The sequence below is a fragment of the Enhygromyxa salina genome, assembly GCF_002994615.1.
In the GTDB taxonomy this organism is placed as follows: Bacteria; Myxococcota_A; Polyangia; order Nannocystales; family Nannocystaceae; genus Plesiocystis; species Plesiocystis salina_A.
The window spans coordinates 38,449-53,865 of sequence record NZ_PVNK01000108.1 but is presented as its reverse complement, the minus strand read 5'-3'; the positions used below and the strand labels follow the sequence as shown (position 1 = coordinate 53,865).

At 67.4% G+C, this 15,417-nt stretch carries 12 protein-coding genes; 7 read left to right on the top strand and 5 right to left on the bottom strand.

Annotation, left to right across the window (positions count from 1 at the left end):
• Positions 1-28 precede the first annotated feature (28 nt).
• Complete coding sequence (locus ENSA5_RS37340) at positions 29-1,435, bottom strand: choice-of-anchor L domain-containing protein (protein WP_181197571.1); 1,407 nt, start codon at positions 1,433-1,435, stop codon at positions 29-31.
• 202 nt (positions 1,436-1,637) lie between these two features.
• On the bottom strand, positions 1,638-3,011 hold the full coding sequence (locus tag ENSA5_RS09600; protein WP_258182803.1) for a choice-of-anchor L domain-containing protein: 1,374 nt from the start codon (positions 3,009-3,011) through the stop codon (positions 1,638-1,640).
• Between the two features lie 252 nt (positions 3,012-3,263).
• Between ENSA5_RS09600 and ENSA5_RS09590 the strand changes: the two genes are divergently transcribed.
• From ENSA5_RS09590 to ENSA5_RS09575, 4 genes are all read left to right on the top strand, one after another.
• Complete coding sequence (locus ENSA5_RS09590; protein ID WP_106391329.1) at positions 3,264-4,172, top strand: branched-chain amino acid transaminase; 909 nt, start codon at positions 3,264-3,266, stop codon at positions 4,170-4,172.
• Between the two features lie 43 nt (positions 4,173-4,215).
• Positions 4,216-6,981, top strand: coding sequence for an efflux RND transporter permease subunit (locus tag ENSA5_RS09585; protein WP_181197569.1), 2,766 nt, complete (start codon positions 4,216-4,218; stop codon positions 6,979-6,981).
• 240 nt (positions 6,982-7,221) lie between these two features.
• Positions 7,222-7,977 (top strand): outer membrane lipoprotein-sorting protein, encoded by a 756-nt coding sequence (locus ENSA5_RS09580; RefSeq protein WP_106391327.1) that lies wholly within the window; start codon positions 7,222-7,224, stop codon positions 7,975-7,977.
• Positions 7,978-7,991: 14 nt separating this feature from the next.
• Entirely contained in the window at positions 7,992-9,995 is a 2,004-nt protein-coding gene (locus ENSA5_RS09575) for a hypothetical protein (RefSeq protein ID WP_106391326.1), read from the top strand.
• 107 nt (positions 9,996-10,102) lie between these two features.
• Here ENSA5_RS09575 and ENSA5_RS39725 read toward each other — a convergent pair whose 3' ends face one another.
• A complete protein-coding gene (locus ENSA5_RS39725; RefSeq protein ID WP_181197568.1) occupies positions 10,103-12,043 on the bottom strand; it encodes a coiled-coil domain-containing protein in 1,941 nt (646 codons plus the stop codon).
• Between the two features lie 122 nt (positions 12,044-12,165).
• Here ENSA5_RS39725 and ENSA5_RS09565 point away from each other — a divergent pair, with 122 nt between their 5' ends.
• From ENSA5_RS09565 to ENSA5_RS09550, 3 genes are read left to right on the top strand one after another with little or no spacing between them, the layout of a single operon-like run.
• Positions 12,166-12,783 carry a gamma carbonic anhydrase family protein gene (locus tag ENSA5_RS09565; RefSeq protein ID WP_181197567.1) on the top strand — a complete coding sequence of 206 codons (618 nt, stop codon included), beginning with the start codon at positions 12,166-12,168 and terminating at the stop codon, positions 12,781-12,783.
• 13 nt (positions 12,784-12,796) lie between these two features.
• Positions 12,797-13,375 carry an Lcl C-terminal domain-containing protein gene (locus ENSA5_RS37330; RefSeq protein WP_181197566.1) on the top strand — a complete coding sequence of 193 codons (579 nt, stop codon included), beginning with the start codon at positions 12,797-12,799 and terminating at the stop codon, positions 13,373-13,375.
• Positions 13,372-13,803: a hypothetical protein gene (locus tag ENSA5_RS09550; protein ID WP_106391324.1), complete on the top strand. Its 432-nt coding sequence runs from the start codon at positions 13,372-13,374 to the stop codon at positions 13,801-13,803. The genes ENSA5_RS37330 and ENSA5_RS09550 overlap by 4 nt, the downstream gene beginning before the upstream one ends.
• Before the next feature lie 129 nt (positions 13,804-13,932).
• On the opposite strand, the gene ENSA5_RS09545 is transcribed toward ENSA5_RS09550, so the two are convergent.
• Positions 13,933-14,457, bottom strand: coding sequence for a hypothetical protein (locus ENSA5_RS09545; protein ID WP_146155515.1), 525 nt, complete (start codon positions 14,455-14,457; stop codon positions 13,933-13,935).
• Between the two features lie 62 nt (positions 14,458-14,519).
• Positions 14,520-14,987: a hypothetical protein gene (locus ENSA5_RS09540; RefSeq protein ID WP_146155514.1), complete on the bottom strand. Its 468-nt coding sequence runs from the start codon at positions 14,985-14,987 to the stop codon at positions 14,520-14,522.
• Between the last annotated feature and the right edge of the window lie 430 nt (positions 14,988-15,417).

Below are 15,417 nucleotides of genomic sequence, written 5' to 3'. Positions count from 1 at the left end.
GACCGGCCGCGCAGTGGGGGCTCTGAAGCTACTGCGGCAGGATCCCGCAGTTGTTGACCTCGTTGGGGATGCAGCCTGCGCACTCCCAGCGGAAGTTGTCGAGCAGCGCGCCCGTCGCCAGGATGCTGTCCGCCATGTCCGCGATGAAGAAGGTCAGCTGGAAGGTCTCCTCAGGCACCGCGGATCCGCGCGCCGTGAACCAGTCCGTGGCTGCGTGCCCCTCGAAGCCCGTGCCCGCGAGCTCAGGCGCGTTGTCCTTGAACGCGAACGCCCCCGCGTCCTCGAGCGAGGTGATCGTCAGCGGCGCGTCGTTCACGAAGGTGATGTTCCCCGTGTAGCTCTCCGAGGTCGACCAGACGATCAGCAGATCGTTGTACTGCATGTTGTAGTAGAGCGGGAACTCCGACGACTGGTAGGCGAAGTCGAAGACATAGCCCTCGGTCTGGGCCGGCACGGTCAGGTCCATCTGCATCCACAACATGTCGTTGGGATTGTTCCACTCGTTCACGTACCAGTGCTCGTAGAGGCTGTCCGAGCAGTCGTTGACCAGATCGCAGTCCTCGAAGGGCGTGCCGCCCATCCCCATGTTCGACCCGAGCTGGGCCGACATCGGGGCCGGCAGCCCGCCGTTGTCGTTGTTGCCGTTGTCGCCGTTGCCCGTCTGCGAGCCGCTTTGCTCGATGACCACGCCGTCGCCGTCGCGCTGCGCGACCACGCCCGTCGAGAGGATCAGGATGCCCGTCGAGGTGTTCGGCGGGATCTCCTCGTCGTCCGGGTTGACCCACACGTCGAGGCTCGCCGCCCACTTCTTGTTGTTGTAGCGGTTCTCGTCGTCGGGCGCGTCTGCGGTGCCGAACTGCGCCGCGACCCGATAGGCGTTGGCGTTGTTCGAATTGATCATCGTGTTCTCTGCGATGATGGTGTTCGTCGCGTCGCCGCCGGGGCAGTTGATGCCCAGGGCCTCGAAGGGATCGGTCGTCAGGTCGTTGGCCGGGCCGTCGCAGTCGATGTAGGCGTCGGGCGCCTGGCAGCCGTTGTTGTTGCCCGTCGTCGTGCCGCCGTCGCCGTCGCCGGTCGTGTCGCCGTCGCCGTCTCCGGTCGTGTCGCCGTCGCCGTCTCCGGTCGTGTCGCCGTCGCCGTCGCCGGTCGTGTCGCCGTCTCCGGTCGTGTCGCCGTCACCGTCTCCGGTCGTGTCGCCGTCGCCGGTCGTGTCGCCGTCGCCGTCTCCATCACCAGGGTCGCCGTCGCCGTCGCCCATGTCACCCTGGTCCATGTCCATGCCCTCGGCCGAGTCACCGTCGCCGTCGCCGTCGCCGGAGTCAGTGCTGGTACCGGTGTCACCGGCGTCGGACCCGACGTCGCCGACGTCGTCGGCGCAGCCGACGGTCAGGGCGAGTGAACAGAAGCTGAGAGTCAGGATCGTTTTTTTGGTCATATCAGGGCCTCTTGCGTGAGCGAGGATTGTACAAGAGGAACCCGTCGCAAAGCGCAGCGCGTGCGCACGCAATTTGGCCCGTCAACGACGCAAATTCGAGCGATCCAGAGCTCTGAGATTTTAGATCGATCGGGGTATGTAATGCAGACCACAGCGCTCGTGCTCGCCGAGAGCAGCGAGCGCTGTTTCGGTCAGGCGCCGCTCACTGCGGCTGGATGCCGCAGTTGTTGACCTCGTTGGGGATGCAACCCGCGCACTCCCAGCGGAGGTTGTCGAGCAACACGCCCGTCGCCAGTTGGCTGTCCTCCATGTCCGCGATGAAGAAGGTCAGCTGGAAGGTCTCCTCGGGGACGACCGAGCCGCGCGCGACGAACCACCCGGTGCCCGCGTTGCCTTCGAAGCCGGTGCCCGCGAGCTCCGGCGCGTCGTCCTTGTACTGAAACGCGTTCGCGTCCTCGAGCGAGGTGATCGTCAGCGGCGCGTCGTTCACGAAGGTGATGTTGCCCGTGTAGCTCTCGGACGTCGACCACGCGATGAACAGGTCGTTGAACGCGGTCTCGTACCAGGCCGGGAACTCGGACGAGAAGTAGGCGAAGTCGAACACGTAGCCCTCGGTCTCGACCGGGACCTGAAGGTCCATCTGCATCCAGAGCTTGTCGTTGGGGTCGCTCCACCCGTTCACGTACCAGTGCTCGTAGAGGCTGTCCGAGCAGTCGTTGGCCAGATCGCAGTCCTCGAAGGGCGTGCCGCCCATCCCCATGTTCGACCCGTAGTTCGCCGACAGCGGGTCCGGCAGGCCGCCGTTGTCCTCGTTCCCGTTGTCGCCGTTGCCGCCTTGCGAGCCAGGGGCCTCGATGACCACGCCCTGGTCGTCGGCTTCCTCGACCACGCCGGTCGAGAGGACCAGGATCGCCGTCGAGGTGTTCGCGTCGATCACCTCCATGTCCGGGTTCTCCCAGTCGGCGTCGTTGGCCGCCCACAGCTTGCCGTTGTAGTTGTCGCCGTCGGCGCTACCGAACTGCGTGGCGATGCGCCAGGCGTTGTCGTTGTTCGAGTTCATCGTCGTGTTCTCGGCGATGACGGTGCTCGCCGGGTCGTCGCCACAGTTGACGCCGAGGGCCTGGAAGGGGTCGGTGGTCAGGTCGTCCGGGGTGCCGTCGCAGTCGACGTACTCGGACGGCGCCTGGCAGGCGCCCGGGTTGCCCGTCGTGCCGGTGTCGCCGTCGCCGTCGCCCGTGGTGTCGCCGTCGCCGTCGCCCGTGTCACCGTCGCCGTCGCCGGTGTCGCCGTCGCCGTCCCCCGTGTCGCCGTCGCCGTCCCCCGTGTCGCCGTCGCCGTCGCCCGTGTCGCCGTCGCCGTCGCCCGTGTCACCGTCGCCGTCGCCCGTGTCGCCGTCGCCGTCTCCGGGGTCGCCGTCGCCGTCGCCCTGATCCATATCCATCCCCTCGGCCGAGCTGCCATCTCCGTCGCCGTCGCCCGTGCCGGTGCTGGTGCCCGTGTCGTCGTTGAGGCCGGCCTCTTCGACCGAGTCATCGGCGCAACCGAAGACGAGCGCGAGAGAGCAGGAAAGACCCAAGGTGAGAAAATGTTTGCGGTTCATAGGTTCTGCCGTTCGGCGCGAGAGTCTCACGCGCACCCCGCTCTTCGCAAAGCCGCACAAACCGGAATTCGTGAGTTTGGTCTGGCGGCGCCCGGTGCGACCGGATGCCGCTTCGATCCGCGAAGGCGGCTTCACAGATCGACGGATCAGCCTCAGATCGGCCCGCATCGCCGCCGAGCCCCGGCATGGCCTTGTGTCCGGGTTTTGCCGTATCGTGCGGCCGCTACCATGCTCAGCTACATCGACGGAAACTTCGTGGACGAGGAGCAGGCGACCGTCAGCATCCGATCTCGGGCGCTGAACTACGGTCTCGGCTGCTTTGGGGGGATCCGGGCCTACCTCGCTGACGACGGCGAGCAGCTGTTCGTGTTCCGCCTCGACGCCCACGTCCGCCGGCTCGAGCGGGCCTCCAAGATCCTCTTTTTGCCCCTGCCGATCGGGCGTGACGAGCTCGCAAACACCGTCTTGGAGCTCCTGCGACGCAACGAGATCCATCACGACGCCTACGTCCGCCCGATGGTGATCAGCAAGACCGCCAAGCTCGCGCCGCTGCTGCGCGAGGAGGACGCGAGCCTGGTCATCTGGTGCATGCCGCTGCAGCGCTACATCGACAAGGACTCGATCGAGGTCTGCGTGTCGTCGTGGCGCCGGACGCCCGACAACTCGATCCCCGCGCGGACCAAGCCGACGGGCGGCTACCTCAACAGCGCGCTCGCGCGGCGCGAGGCCCATGACAACGGCTTCGACGAGGCGATCTTTTTGACCACCGAGGGCAAGGTGTCCGAGGGCAGCGCGGAGCATGTGTTCATCGTCCGCGATGGCGTGCTGATCTCGCCGCCCTCGACCGAGGACAACCTCGACGGGATCACGCGCCGGAGCCTGATCACGCTCGCGACCGAAGACCTCGGCCTGTCCTTCTGCGAGCGGCCGATCGGGCGGACCGAGCTCTACGTCGCCGACGAGATGTTCCTGTGCGGGACCGGGGCCCAGGTCACGCCCGTGCGGTCCGTCGACCGCCGAGTCCTCGGCGAGGGCGGGATCGGCCCGGTGACCAAGCGGCTCGGCGACCACTTTCAGGACGTCGTCCACGGTCGCGTCGAGCACCGCCGCGACTGGCTCTGGCCGGTCTGGGGCTAAAAAAATCAAGACAAGCCGGGCGCAGGTCCGGTAGGAGGTGGCTGTGTCCAACGCGAGCGAACCTGCGTCGAAGCTCCACCCGATCGTCCGCGCGCGTTGGGCGATCCTGGCCGTGTTCGTGGCCCTGTGCGCCTGGCTGATCCCCGGCGTCACCAACATCCAAAACGACGACGACGTCCTCGCCTTCTTGCCGCCCGACCACCCCGAGGTCATCAACTTCAAGCAGGTCGCCGAGCGCTTCGGGATGACCGAGGTCGCGCTGGTTGGCCTGTCGGACGGCGGCGCCGACCTGCTCGCGCCTCAGCGGGTGGCCAAGATCCGCGAGCTCTCGACCAAGATCAAGGAGCTCGGCGAGGTCAAGACGGCGCTGTCCTTCGTGGATCTGCCCAACCCGGTCGTCACCGAGGACGGCCTCGTCGTCGACGCGCTGGTCCCGAGCACGATGACGGACGCGGCCGAGATCCGCGCCCAGGTCCTCGGCTCGGCGGACTGCGACGAGACCGGGGCGGGCTGCGGCAGCCGCGACGCCAAGGGCAACCTGATCTCGGCCGACGGCGAGGCCGCGGCGCTGCTCGTGTTCTTGATCCCGCGCGAGGGCGAGGGCGCCGAGGGGTTCGCGGCCCGACGTCAGACCCTGGCGGATCTGCGCGCGCTCGTCGAAGACAGCTGGGACGGCGAGGCCTACTTCTCGGGCGCGCCCTACATCGAGATCGCGGCGTCCACGTCGAGCCGCAGCGACATCGAGAAGCTCTCGCCGATCGTGATCGGCGTGCTTGCGATCGCCTCGGCGCTGCTCCTGGGCTCGGTCACGGCCGCGGTCTTGAACCTCCTGGTCACGGGCCTCGGGGTCGCGCTGATCATGGGCGCCCACGGCCGCTTCGACGAGGCCCTGACGATCGTCAGCTCCTCGACCCCGGTCATGATGGTCGCGCTCGGCGGCGCGTTCGGCATGCACATCCTCGCCGGCTACCAGCGCCGCAAGGGCACCAGTCAAGCCCGGGCGTCGGGGACCCTCGACGAGCTGTGGAAGCCGGTCTTGATGTCGGGGGCCACGACCGCGGTCGCGTTCTTCGCCCTCTACGCCATGCCGCAGGTGCCGATGCAGCGCTTCGGCGTGGTCGCGGGCTTCGGCGTGCTGCTGCTCTTGGTCCTCGCGCTGCTGGTCCTGCCCGCGCTGCTCGCCGTGCTGCCCGACGGCCTCTTGAAGTACAGGCCCGAGCGTCCGCTGCCGATGCCCGGGCGCCCGCCGTGGTGGCTGCTGGCCGTGATCGCGGCCCTGAGCCTGTTCTTGGCCCGGGGCATGAGCGCCGATCCGGACACCGCCAACGTGTTCGACGAGGGCAGCGAGGTCCGGGTGACCAACAACTTCTTCGACGACAACTTCGGCGGCTCGACCTACCTGCAGGTCACGATCGAGGCCGACATCGGCGAGGCCGAGGTCCTGCGGACGATCCGCAACATCAGCGAAGAGGTCCGGGCGCTCGACGGCGTCGTCGACGTGCGCTCGGTCTACGACCCCGTCGAGGTCCTCAACGAGGCCCTCGGCGGCCGCCGAGGCGTGCCCGAGACGACCCCCCGCGCCGGGCGAGTGCTGACCTACCTGATCGGTCACCCGGCCATGGTCCAGCTGATGACCGACGAGGCCGACGGCGCCCTGATCCACATCAAGCTCGCGCCGATGAAGGGCGAGGGTCAGGTCGAGGTCACCGCCAAGATCCGCGAGATCGTCGAGCGCCACGCGCCCGACGACGACGTCTTGCGCGTGGCCAAGACCGAGCTCCCCGAGCTCGCCGAGGCCCGCGACCGCGACACCGCCGCCCGGCTCGCGCGCCTGACCAACAAGGAGGTCGACATCGACGAGCTGCGCGCGGGCAAGGCCAAGCCGCCCCAGGCCCTGATCGCCAAGGTCATCGAGCTGCGCGACAACCTCGACGACGAGATGGAGGGCGTGTTCGCGGTCGAGGTCCCGGGCCTCCAGTCGATGGAGCCCGTCAAGCTGCTCGAGCTGCGCGGCCCCGAGCTCGAGAAGTACATGCGCGAGAAGCTGCCGACCGCGGTCGCCGAGGATCCTGAGGGCATCGCGCCCGCGGCCAAGCACCTCGGCGCGTGGATCGACGAGCAGAAGGGCAAGTACAAGGTCGAGGGGTGGTGCGCCGCGCTCGACTTCGAGCGCCGCTGCGACGAGCTGCGCCCGGCCCTGTCGGAGTTCCAGGACGAGGAGTGGACGGTGCCCGCGGGCGTCGAGCTGCCGACCGACGCCGAGGTCCGCGAGGTCGCGGCCGACGTTCGGCTCACGGGCCAGCCCGTCATCGGCCAGGCCTTCGCCGAGAGCGTGACCCGGTCGCTGCTGACCTCGACCCTGGTCTCGGTCGTCGCCTTGAGTGTCGTGCTCCTGATCGCGCGATCGCTGTTCGCCTTGGTCCCGGCGATCTGGACCCTCGCGTTCTCGGCCGGGATCCTCGCCGCGCTCGGCCACCCGATCAGCGTTGGCACCAGCATGGTCGCGTGCATCGCCCTCGGCGCGGGCGTCGACTTTGCGATCCACCTGGGCTTTCGCGCGCGCTCCTATGGTGACCAGGGCGGAGGCGAGCGGGCGGTTCGCGAGCTGGGCGCCGTCATCGTGATCAGCGCGGTCCAGCTCGCGCTCGCCTTCTCCGTGCTCTTGCTGTCGGAGATGCCGCCGCTGCAGCAATTCGGCATCGGGCTGTCGATTGGCCTGGTCGGCGCGGCCCTGGGAGCGGTGTGGTTCACGCCGATGCTGATCCGCAGCCCCAAGCGCGGCAAGGACGGCTCCGGGGGCAAAACTTGAAGTCCGTGCAGTGCGAATGACAATGCACGCACATGCGGAATTGAGCTGCGATTCGCGCGGCAGTCGAAGGCCACTCACACAGCTGTGATCGGGATCACCACGAGGGCCCCGAGCCGGCCCGAATCCGTGATTCCTGGCTAAAATTCGTCGGCAAAATTAGAGAATAGCGGCTGCCCGAAGGCGTCCAAGGGCGCGGGTCGGTCCACGTCGCCGACCGCCTCGATTCCCACCGGAGCCTCCATGAAACTCTCGACCGTCCTCTCCGCCTTCCTCGTTTGCACCCCCGTCGCCCTGGCCGTCCTCGCGCCCCCGAGCGTGGCCCAGGCCGCCGACGGTGCCGCCGTGTTGGCGAAGCTCGACCGGGACGCCGAGGCCTTCGCCGACGTCAGCTACGTGTCGAGCATGGAGATCTGGAAGAAGGGCAGCAAGAAGAAGACGCTGCAGTTCGACATGGTCATGAAGGGCCTCGACAAGCAGTACATCAACTTCACCGCCCCCGGTGACGTCGCTGGCATGAAGATCTTGATGGTCGGCAGCGAGCTGTGGATGTACAGCCCCGAGTTCCAAAAGGTGCGCAAGATCGCCGCGCACGCCCAGAGCCAGGGCTTCCTCGGCAGCGAGTTCACGCCCGAGGACATGGTCATGACCAACATGTCTCGGCACTTCACCGCTGACATCAGCGGGCAAAAGGGCAACGAGACCTACCTGACCCTCACGCCCAAGGCCGACTTCCAGACCTCGTGGTCGAAGCTCGAGCTGACGATCGACAAGACCAAGGGCGGCGTCACCAAGATCAAGTACTTCGACGGCTCGGGCACCGCGGTCCGCGAGCAGACCCGCGGGGGCTGGTCGAAGATCTCGGGCAAGGCGATGCCGACCCAAATCAAGATGAAGAACCTCAAGACCGGTGCCGAGACGGTGATCCAGCTGTCCGACATCAAGGTCGACCAGGGCGTCGAGGACGCTCTGTTCTCCCGGCGCACGCTGCTGCGCTGACCCGCTGAGCACAAGTGATCCCGACCGATCTGCTCCTGGCTGTACTTCTTTTCTCTGGCCAGCCCCCGGTCGGGCAGGAAGGCGGCGACGCGTCCAGCTCCGGGTCGGACGCGTCGGCAAATTCCGAGGCCGACGCGCCGCCGGACTCCGCGCTCGATCCCGAGCCCGACGCGGATCCCGAGCCCGACGCGGCCCCCGAGCCCGACGCGGATCTTGACGCCGAGGACGACGAAGACGCGATGATGGACGCGTTCTTCGGCGGCGGCGAGGACGAGGACGAGGACGAGGACGAGCCCGACAGCGGCGACAGCGGCGACAGCGACGACAGCCTCGGGGGTCCCGTCGAGGGGCCCGTGCCCGAGGGCGAGGTCGAGCGCGAGACCATCCTCAGCGGGACCGAGGTCGCGCCCGCCGAAGACCTCGATCTCACCGACATCTTCGGCGACAGCGAGACGATCGAGGACCTGCCCGACGCCAAGGACATCGAGCCGTCCGGGCCAGCCAACGGCTCGGGCCTGTTCAACGGCAAGCTCGACCTGCGCCTGCGCGTGGTCAGCAGCGTCTACATCGACATCGACAACATCTACGAGGGCAAGCGCTGGAACCCCAACCAGCCGACGCTCGCCGAGCACGCCGAGGTGCCCTCGGCGTTCAAGCTCGGCCAGGCGATCCCACGCGGGACCGTGAGCCGCAACGAGAACCGGCTCGAATTTTACTTCGCCTACAAGCCCAACAAGCACATCCAGATCGTCGGCGACATCGAGCCCGTGTTCCTCGGCGTCTCGCAGGTCTCGACGCTCAACGATCTGTCCAGCGCCCAGATGCTGACGCCCTTCCACGTCGAGAGCGACGCGGCCTACGTGTCGATCATCGACGCGCTGCCGGGGCTCGACATCAAGATCGGCCGCCAGATCGTGGTCTGGGGCACGGCCGACAAGTTCAGCCCGACCAACAACATCAACCCCGACGACCTCGAGGATCGGCCGCTGTTCACCGAGCCGATCGCCAACCAGATGCTGGTCGTCGATTTCGCGCCCTGGCAGGACAAGCTGTGGTTCCAGGGCGTGTACGTGCCGCTCTTTTATCCGGCCCTGCTCCCGCCCTCGGCCTCGTTCGCCCTCGCCGACCCCCAGACCCCGGTCAACTTCGCCAACCAGTCCGACAGGGACAAGCTCGCGTTCTTGCAGGGCTTCATCAGCGCCAACGAGAAGTTCAACCCCGCGGTCAAGACCACCGTCGCGCCGCCGCCGCTCAACATCACCAACGGCCAGGCCGCGTTCAAGGTCGGCTCGCGCCTCGGCCCGGTGGATCTGAGCGCGTCGTACTACTACGGCTTCTTCGACATCCCGATCCCCTTCGAGACCAAGTCGACCCAGGTCGCGCCGGTGATGGACGAGCCCGTCGACGGCTACTGGTTTAATTCCGACGTCACGCTGGTCTATCCGCGGATGCACGTCGCCGGCCTCGACTTCGCCGCCCAGCTGCCCTTCCTCGACGACATGGGCCTGTGGGGCGAGGGCGCGCTGATCATCCCGACCCAGCAGTACGACTTCCGCGTCGAGCTGCCCCTCAACCTCGACATCACCCCCGGCGACGGCGTGATGAACCCGGTCAGCGAGTTCAGCGGGCCGATCGTCAAGAAGCAGCCCTTCATCAAGGCGACCGTCGGGGCCGACTACACGATCGGCAAGCACGTCTACCTCCAGGCCCAGTACCTGCGCGGCTTCATCGACGACTTCGGGGCCGACAACATCGGCAACTACCTGCTCGCGGGCACCGACGTGATCTTCTTCGGTCGCCACCTGATCTTCCGCTTCTTCGCGGTCACCGACTTCCCCAAGAACCGCAGCGACGTGGCCAGCGTCGTGCTCGCGCCCAACATCATCATCGTCCCGCCCTGGGGCTACGCGACCCTCGAGCTCGGCGGCTTCGCGTTCGTCGGCCGCAACGACACCAAGTTCGGCCAGACCGCGGTCGGCTCTTCGATCGCCTACCTCAAGATCGCCGGATCTTTTTAGATTGCGGGGACCGTGGCCGGTCCCGCCCCACCGAGCGACGAGCGCAGCGAGGAGCGACCGGCCGCGCAGCGGCCGTGCGTGGCAAAGTCCAAGCTCCCCAGGGGGGTCTATTCCAGCTCGCCGCCGAGCCTGGTGATCGACTCTGCGACGATCGCGGTCAGCTCGGCCGGGAGATCGGCGGCCCCCTCGATCAAGAGGTCGACGACGATCTCCGGGATCTCGCCGCCGGCTTCGAGCACGGCGGCCTCGAAGGTGGCCGCGCTGTCCTCGGCAGATCCGCGGGTGTTGAGCAAGCGCATGATCGCCGAGAAGGCCCAATTGGGCGCGTCGTCGTAGAGCCGCGGCATCGCGTCGATGAACGCGGCAAAGTAGGCGTCCTCGGGCATGCGCTCGAGCGCGAGCAGCAGGTGTGAACGCAGGCTGAAGGGGTCCCCGTCGTGGCTGAACAGGGCCATGATCGCGCCCGCCGCCGCCGCGTCGTTGAGCGTCCGCAGCTCGCGGCGCAGCTCCTTGGCCCGGGCCCGATCGGCCTCGTAGCGCTCGAGCTTCTCGCCGATCTCGGCCAGCAGCTGGCCCGTCGGCCCGTCGAGGGTCGGCGTGGGTGCCTCTTCGGACGCCTCGCGCGCGGGCTCGGCCTCTTCTTGTGCCGGGGGCGCCGCGGCCTCCAGCTCGGGTGTCTCGTCGACGACCACCTCCGACGCGGCGGCAGCCTCTTGCGCGGCGGCCTTCTTCGCCGCTCGCTTGGCCGCCCGCTCGGCCGCCAGCTTCTTGCGCGCCTCGATCCGGGCCGCGACCTTCTTCTGGCGCTGCTCGAGGCGCTCGGCTTGAATCCTGGCCCGCTCGGCGCGTTTTTCCTCGGCCAGACGCGCCCGCTCGGACTTGCGCTCAGCGGCGAGCTCGCGCTGCTTTTTCTGGCGCTCGAGCGCCCGCTGAGCCTTGCGCTCCTCACGCTCCTTCTCGCGCTCCTTGGCCGCCTTGGCCTTGGCCAGCGCCCGCTCGCGTTGCTGTTGCTTGCGAAGCTTCTGACGCTCTCGCGCCGCCTTCCGCTTGCTCAGCTCGCGCGCGCGCTCTCGCGCTGCCTTGGCCTTGGCCCGCTCGCGCAGCTTTTGAAGCCTGTCTTTCTCGCGCTGCTTGGCCTTGCGCGCCTTGTCTTTCTCGCGCTGCTTGGCCGCTCGCGCCTTCTCGCGCTCTTTGGCCGCGCGCTCCTTGGCCCGCTCCTTGGCCGCCTGCTGCTTGGCGCGCTCCTTGGCCGCGCGCGCCTTGGCCCGCTCCTTGGCCGACACCGCCTTCTTGGCGGCGGCGCTGGGCTTCTTGGCGGCCTTCTTCTTCGCGGCCTTCTTGGCGACCTTCTTCGTCGCCGCCTTCTTCTTCGCCGCCTTCTTGGCGACCTTCTTGGCGACCTTCTTCGTCGCCGCCTTCTTGGCGACCTTCTTCTTCGCCGCCTTCTTCGTCGCGGCCTTCTTGGCGGCCTTCTTGGCGGCCTTCTTGGTCGCCGCCTTCTTGGCGACCTTCTTCGTCGCGGCCTTCTTGGCGGCCTTCTTCGCCGTCGCCTTCTTGGCGACCTTCTTCGTCGCCGCCTTCTTGGCGACCTTCTTCGCCGCCGCCTTCTTCTTCGTCGCCTTCTTCTTGGCGACCTTCTTCGCCGCCGCCTTCTTCTTCGTCGCCTTCTTCTTCGCCGCGGGAGGCTTTGGCGCATCGACGACGGCGGCCGGCGGCGTGTCCGCGCTCGCCTCCGCCGAGGACGCCTCGCGCTCCGACTGCTTGTCGAGAGCCTGCACGTCTGCCGCCTGGTTCTCGACGCTGCCGGCAGAATTCTCGGGCTGCTCGACGGGCTTCTTCGCGGACGCCTTCTTCTTCGCGGGCGCCTTCTTCTTCGCGGGCGCCTTCTTCTTCGCGGGCGCCTTCTTCTTCGCGGGCGCCTTCTTCTTCGCGGGCGCCTTCTTCTTCGCCGTGGCTTTCTTCTTCGCCGAGGCCTTTTTCGGCTTCACGGGGGCCTGCTTAGACTTGCGCTTGGCCGAGGCCTTCTTCGGTCGTTTCGTCGCAGCCACGCGATTCTTCTACGCGAAGCGGTGGTCGGCTGGCAAGTGCGACGATGGCCGCTCAGGCTCGAGTTCGTCGAAGCGACGACCGGATCGAGCCGATCGCTGCGCCGCGAGGTATGCTCCCGAGCATGGCCTCCCGGACGATCGTCGACTCGGTGCCACGCGTTGCTGGGCCGCCAGCGGACGCCGACGCCCTCGAAGACGAGCTCGACCTGCTCCGAGATCGCTTCCCCGGAGCGATCTTCGAGCGCTACCTCGAACAGATCCCGAGCGTCGGCGCCTTCGTCCACGTCGCGGCCGGGGCCGTGGTCGTCGGGGATGTGCGCCTCTACGACGACGTGAGCCTGTGGTACGGCTGCGTCCTTCGCGGAGACCTGAACCGGATCGAGGTTCACGAGCGCTCGAACATCCAAGACGGCGCCGTGGTCCACCTCGGAGATCTCGACCCAACGATCATCGGCGAGGAGGTCGTGGTGGGCCATCGCGCGGTGCTCCACGGCTGCCTGATCCGCGGCGGTTGCCTGATCGGGATCCAGGCGACGGTCCTCGACAACGTGGAGATCGGCGAGGGCAGCATCATCGGCTCGGGCGCTCTGGTCACGCCAGGCAGCACAATTCCGCCACGGAGCCTCGTTCTGGGCGTGCCCGGCCGCGTGGTCAAGACCCTCACGGCGGCCGATGAGGACTTCCACCGCAAGCTGGCCGGGAAATACATCCGCCTCGCCCACAACTACCGCGTCGGCTGATAGCCTCCGGGCCATGCCGAGGTTTCCGCTCGCTCGTCGGCGCATCGCTGCACGCGGCGCCGCTGTGATTGCGTTGGTCCTGCTCTCGACGGGCTGCGACACCAAGCCCGACACCGACCCAGGGGCCAAGGACGCGGCCAAGGACGCGGCCAAGCCCGATCCCAAGGGCGACCCCGACGCCGACCCCAAAGCAGACGACAAAGAGGCCACCTTCGCCATCAACCCAACCGCCGAGCCGCCTCGCGCGCCCGAAGGGTCGCTGACCCTCCGAGATCCGTGGCTCTACGTCCAGACCTGCGCCGAGCCCCACCCCTGCCCGGAGCTGCTGCAGCCGGCCGGAGACGCCCACTGCCGCGAGCTGAAGCTGGGCGGCCACGTGAATTGGCGCCTGCCCAGCAAGGAGGAGGTCCCGCGCTTCAAGGGCGTCGAAGGCCTCGAGGCGACCGAGGGCTACCACTGGACCCGGACGGCCTGGGACGAGGACATGGGCCAGGTCTGGGTCGTCAACCCCGAGGACGCGACGAACCAGCGGGAGTTCACGACCCCCCGCGATCGCAAGCCGTTCCGGATCCGCTGCGTGAAAGAGCCGTGAGCGCCTCCTCTTTGGTCTCCGCGAGGACTCTGGCTGTCTTTGGGTGCCTGGCGCTGAGCGTCGCGTGCCACGGCAGCGCCGCCGACGAGAGCGACGGCGAGTCCGCCGCGACCGCGGGCACCGCCGAGACCGGCGGCGAGCAGGGATTCCCCGAGCCCGACGCGTGTCAGAGCAGCGACGACTGCGAGGATGGCTTTTGCGTCGCCCCCTGGGACGGGCAACCCCCCCGCGGGCCTGCCCAGTGTGTCGGCGCGTGCGTGCCCGAGCTCGATCTGCAGTTGTTCTGCATCGACGACGACGCGTGCTGCGATGGGCTCACGTGCTCGGTCGACGGACTCTGTGAGGCGCCGTGGACAGGTGACGGCGACGGCGACGGTGATGGCGACGGCGACGGCGACGGCGACGGCGACGGCGACGGCGACCCATAGCCAGCCTGACCCGGGGGCTTGGAAGCAGGTTTGCGCCGACAACGCGTGAACCGCGGCCCTCCGACCGTCGTCAGCTCCCAACGAGAATCGGGCTCGCGCACGAGCGCGAGCCCGACTCCGTCATCTCGCCTACTCGTCGGTAGCGATGCTCCGGATGCCGTCGCCAACTTCCAGCTCGCAAGTCAGCACGTGGTAGCCGTCTTCATTCTTGTGGAAGCCGAGGTTTTCCAGGTCCAGCCTCACTGCGCCAGAGTCGTTATCCACATTGGTACAAAAAGCTTCCATTGACTCACCGTCATCTTCAAACGAGTAGATGCAGCAGTAGGGAGGCGTGTCCGCAGTGTCATCGTTGTACAGCCACACCCGGACCCTGTCGAGGTCATCGTTGGTTTCGTCGCGCACCAGCGGGCACACAAATTCATCCGCGAGGGCGATGTGGGTACTCGCGTGGCGTTTCGTGATCTGTTGCGCATCGTAGTTCGCGGGCACCGAGATGCCGTACGAGTTCACGGCCACGCAGATCTGGCCTGCGACGATCTTGTCGTCGGCCTTTGCGACCCCCGGCGCGAACGCGCCAGCATAAACCAGGCCCAGAGACAGCCCCACGACGCTGAGGATCCCAACGATGACTCGAGAGTCTTTGCGTTTCTTCATGATGTTCTCACTTCGGTTACGGTGTCTGTCGCGATCAGGTAATCCATGTCTTCAAGACACCCTCACTTCGGCAACCTGTAGCCATCGCGCGCCAGGTAAGCCACACTTCGGGCGGGTTCGTCGGGCCCAGGCGGGTGATACACGACGAAGGTGTGCGGAAAACGGAAGACCTTGCCCCACCTGGTGCCCCCCACGCCGCGCTTGCTGCCCTCGGGGTGCTCGATCTCGGCCACGCAGAGGGTCGTCTTGCAAGTCACAGCGCGCAGTCCCGCGCCGGGCGAGGCCTCGGCGGCGAAGGCATCGACGATCTTTTTCTCGCTCCCCGGGGCCCAGGCCGGATCTACGGCCTCGCCAGCGACCGTCGCGTCGAGCAGCGCAGCTCGACTATCGACTCGTTCGCGGCGTTCGGCCGCACGCTGGGCGTGGTCACGCTCGTCGTGGTCGGCGGCGGCAACGGGGTCCCCCTCATCGGCATCTTCGGTGACCACCTCGCTCCGGCCAGGGAGATCGATCATGACCTCCTGGACCACTCGGCGATCGAAGCCGAGCGCAGAGGGCTCTTCCGTCGAGTCGTAGGCCAGCGCTCCGAGCAAGCAGCCCCCGAGGCTCAGAACCACAAACCCTGAGATGTACGCAATTCGCTTCGTCGTTTTCATCTGTCGCCGGATTGGAAGGGGTCGGATTGGATCGGATTGGATCGCCGCTTTGCCTCATGGACTACGACACCCCACTGCGCCCTATCTCCGATCCACGGTTGCTCCCAGCATGAACCGCAAGTCGCACCCCGCAAGCGAATCAGATGCGCATTACTCGACTAATGAGGACACTGTGTGACGCCAACCGGGAGTTCCCGCGGACCCGGCCAACGGTGAGTTCGCGGACCAAACACCCAGACCAGCAACGAAGACTGGCTTCATCGTCTCCAAGACTCGGGCCTCCGGCCCGACAAGCTCGCTCCCC

What these genes read in the sequence shown, in the direction of transcription:
- ENSA5_RS37340 (WP_181197571.1), bottom strand. Translation starts at nt 1,435, where the DNA reads ATGACCAAAAAAACGATCCTGACTCTCAGCTTCTGTTCACTCGCCCTG.
- ENSA5_RS09590 (WP_106391329.1), top strand. Translation starts at nt 3,264, where the DNA reads ATGCTCAGCTACATCGACGGAAACTTCGTGGACGAGGAGCAGGCGACC.
- ENSA5_RS09580 (WP_106391327.1), top strand. Translation starts at nt 7,222, where the DNA reads ATGAAACTCTCGACCGTCCTCTCCGCCTTCCTCGTTTGCACCCCCGTC.
- ENSA5_RS09565 (WP_181197567.1), top strand. Translation starts at nt 12,166, where the DNA reads ATGGCCTCCCGGACGATCGTCGACTCGGTGCCACGCGTTGCTGGGCCG.
- ENSA5_RS37330 (WP_181197566.1), top strand. Translation starts at nt 12,797, where the DNA reads ATGCCGAGGTTTCCGCTCGCTCGTCGGCGCATCGCTGCACGCGGCGCC.
- ENSA5_RS09545 (WP_146155515.1), bottom strand. Translation starts at nt 14,457, where the DNA reads ATGAAGAAACGCAAAGACTCTCGAGTCATCGTTGGGATCCTCAGCGTC.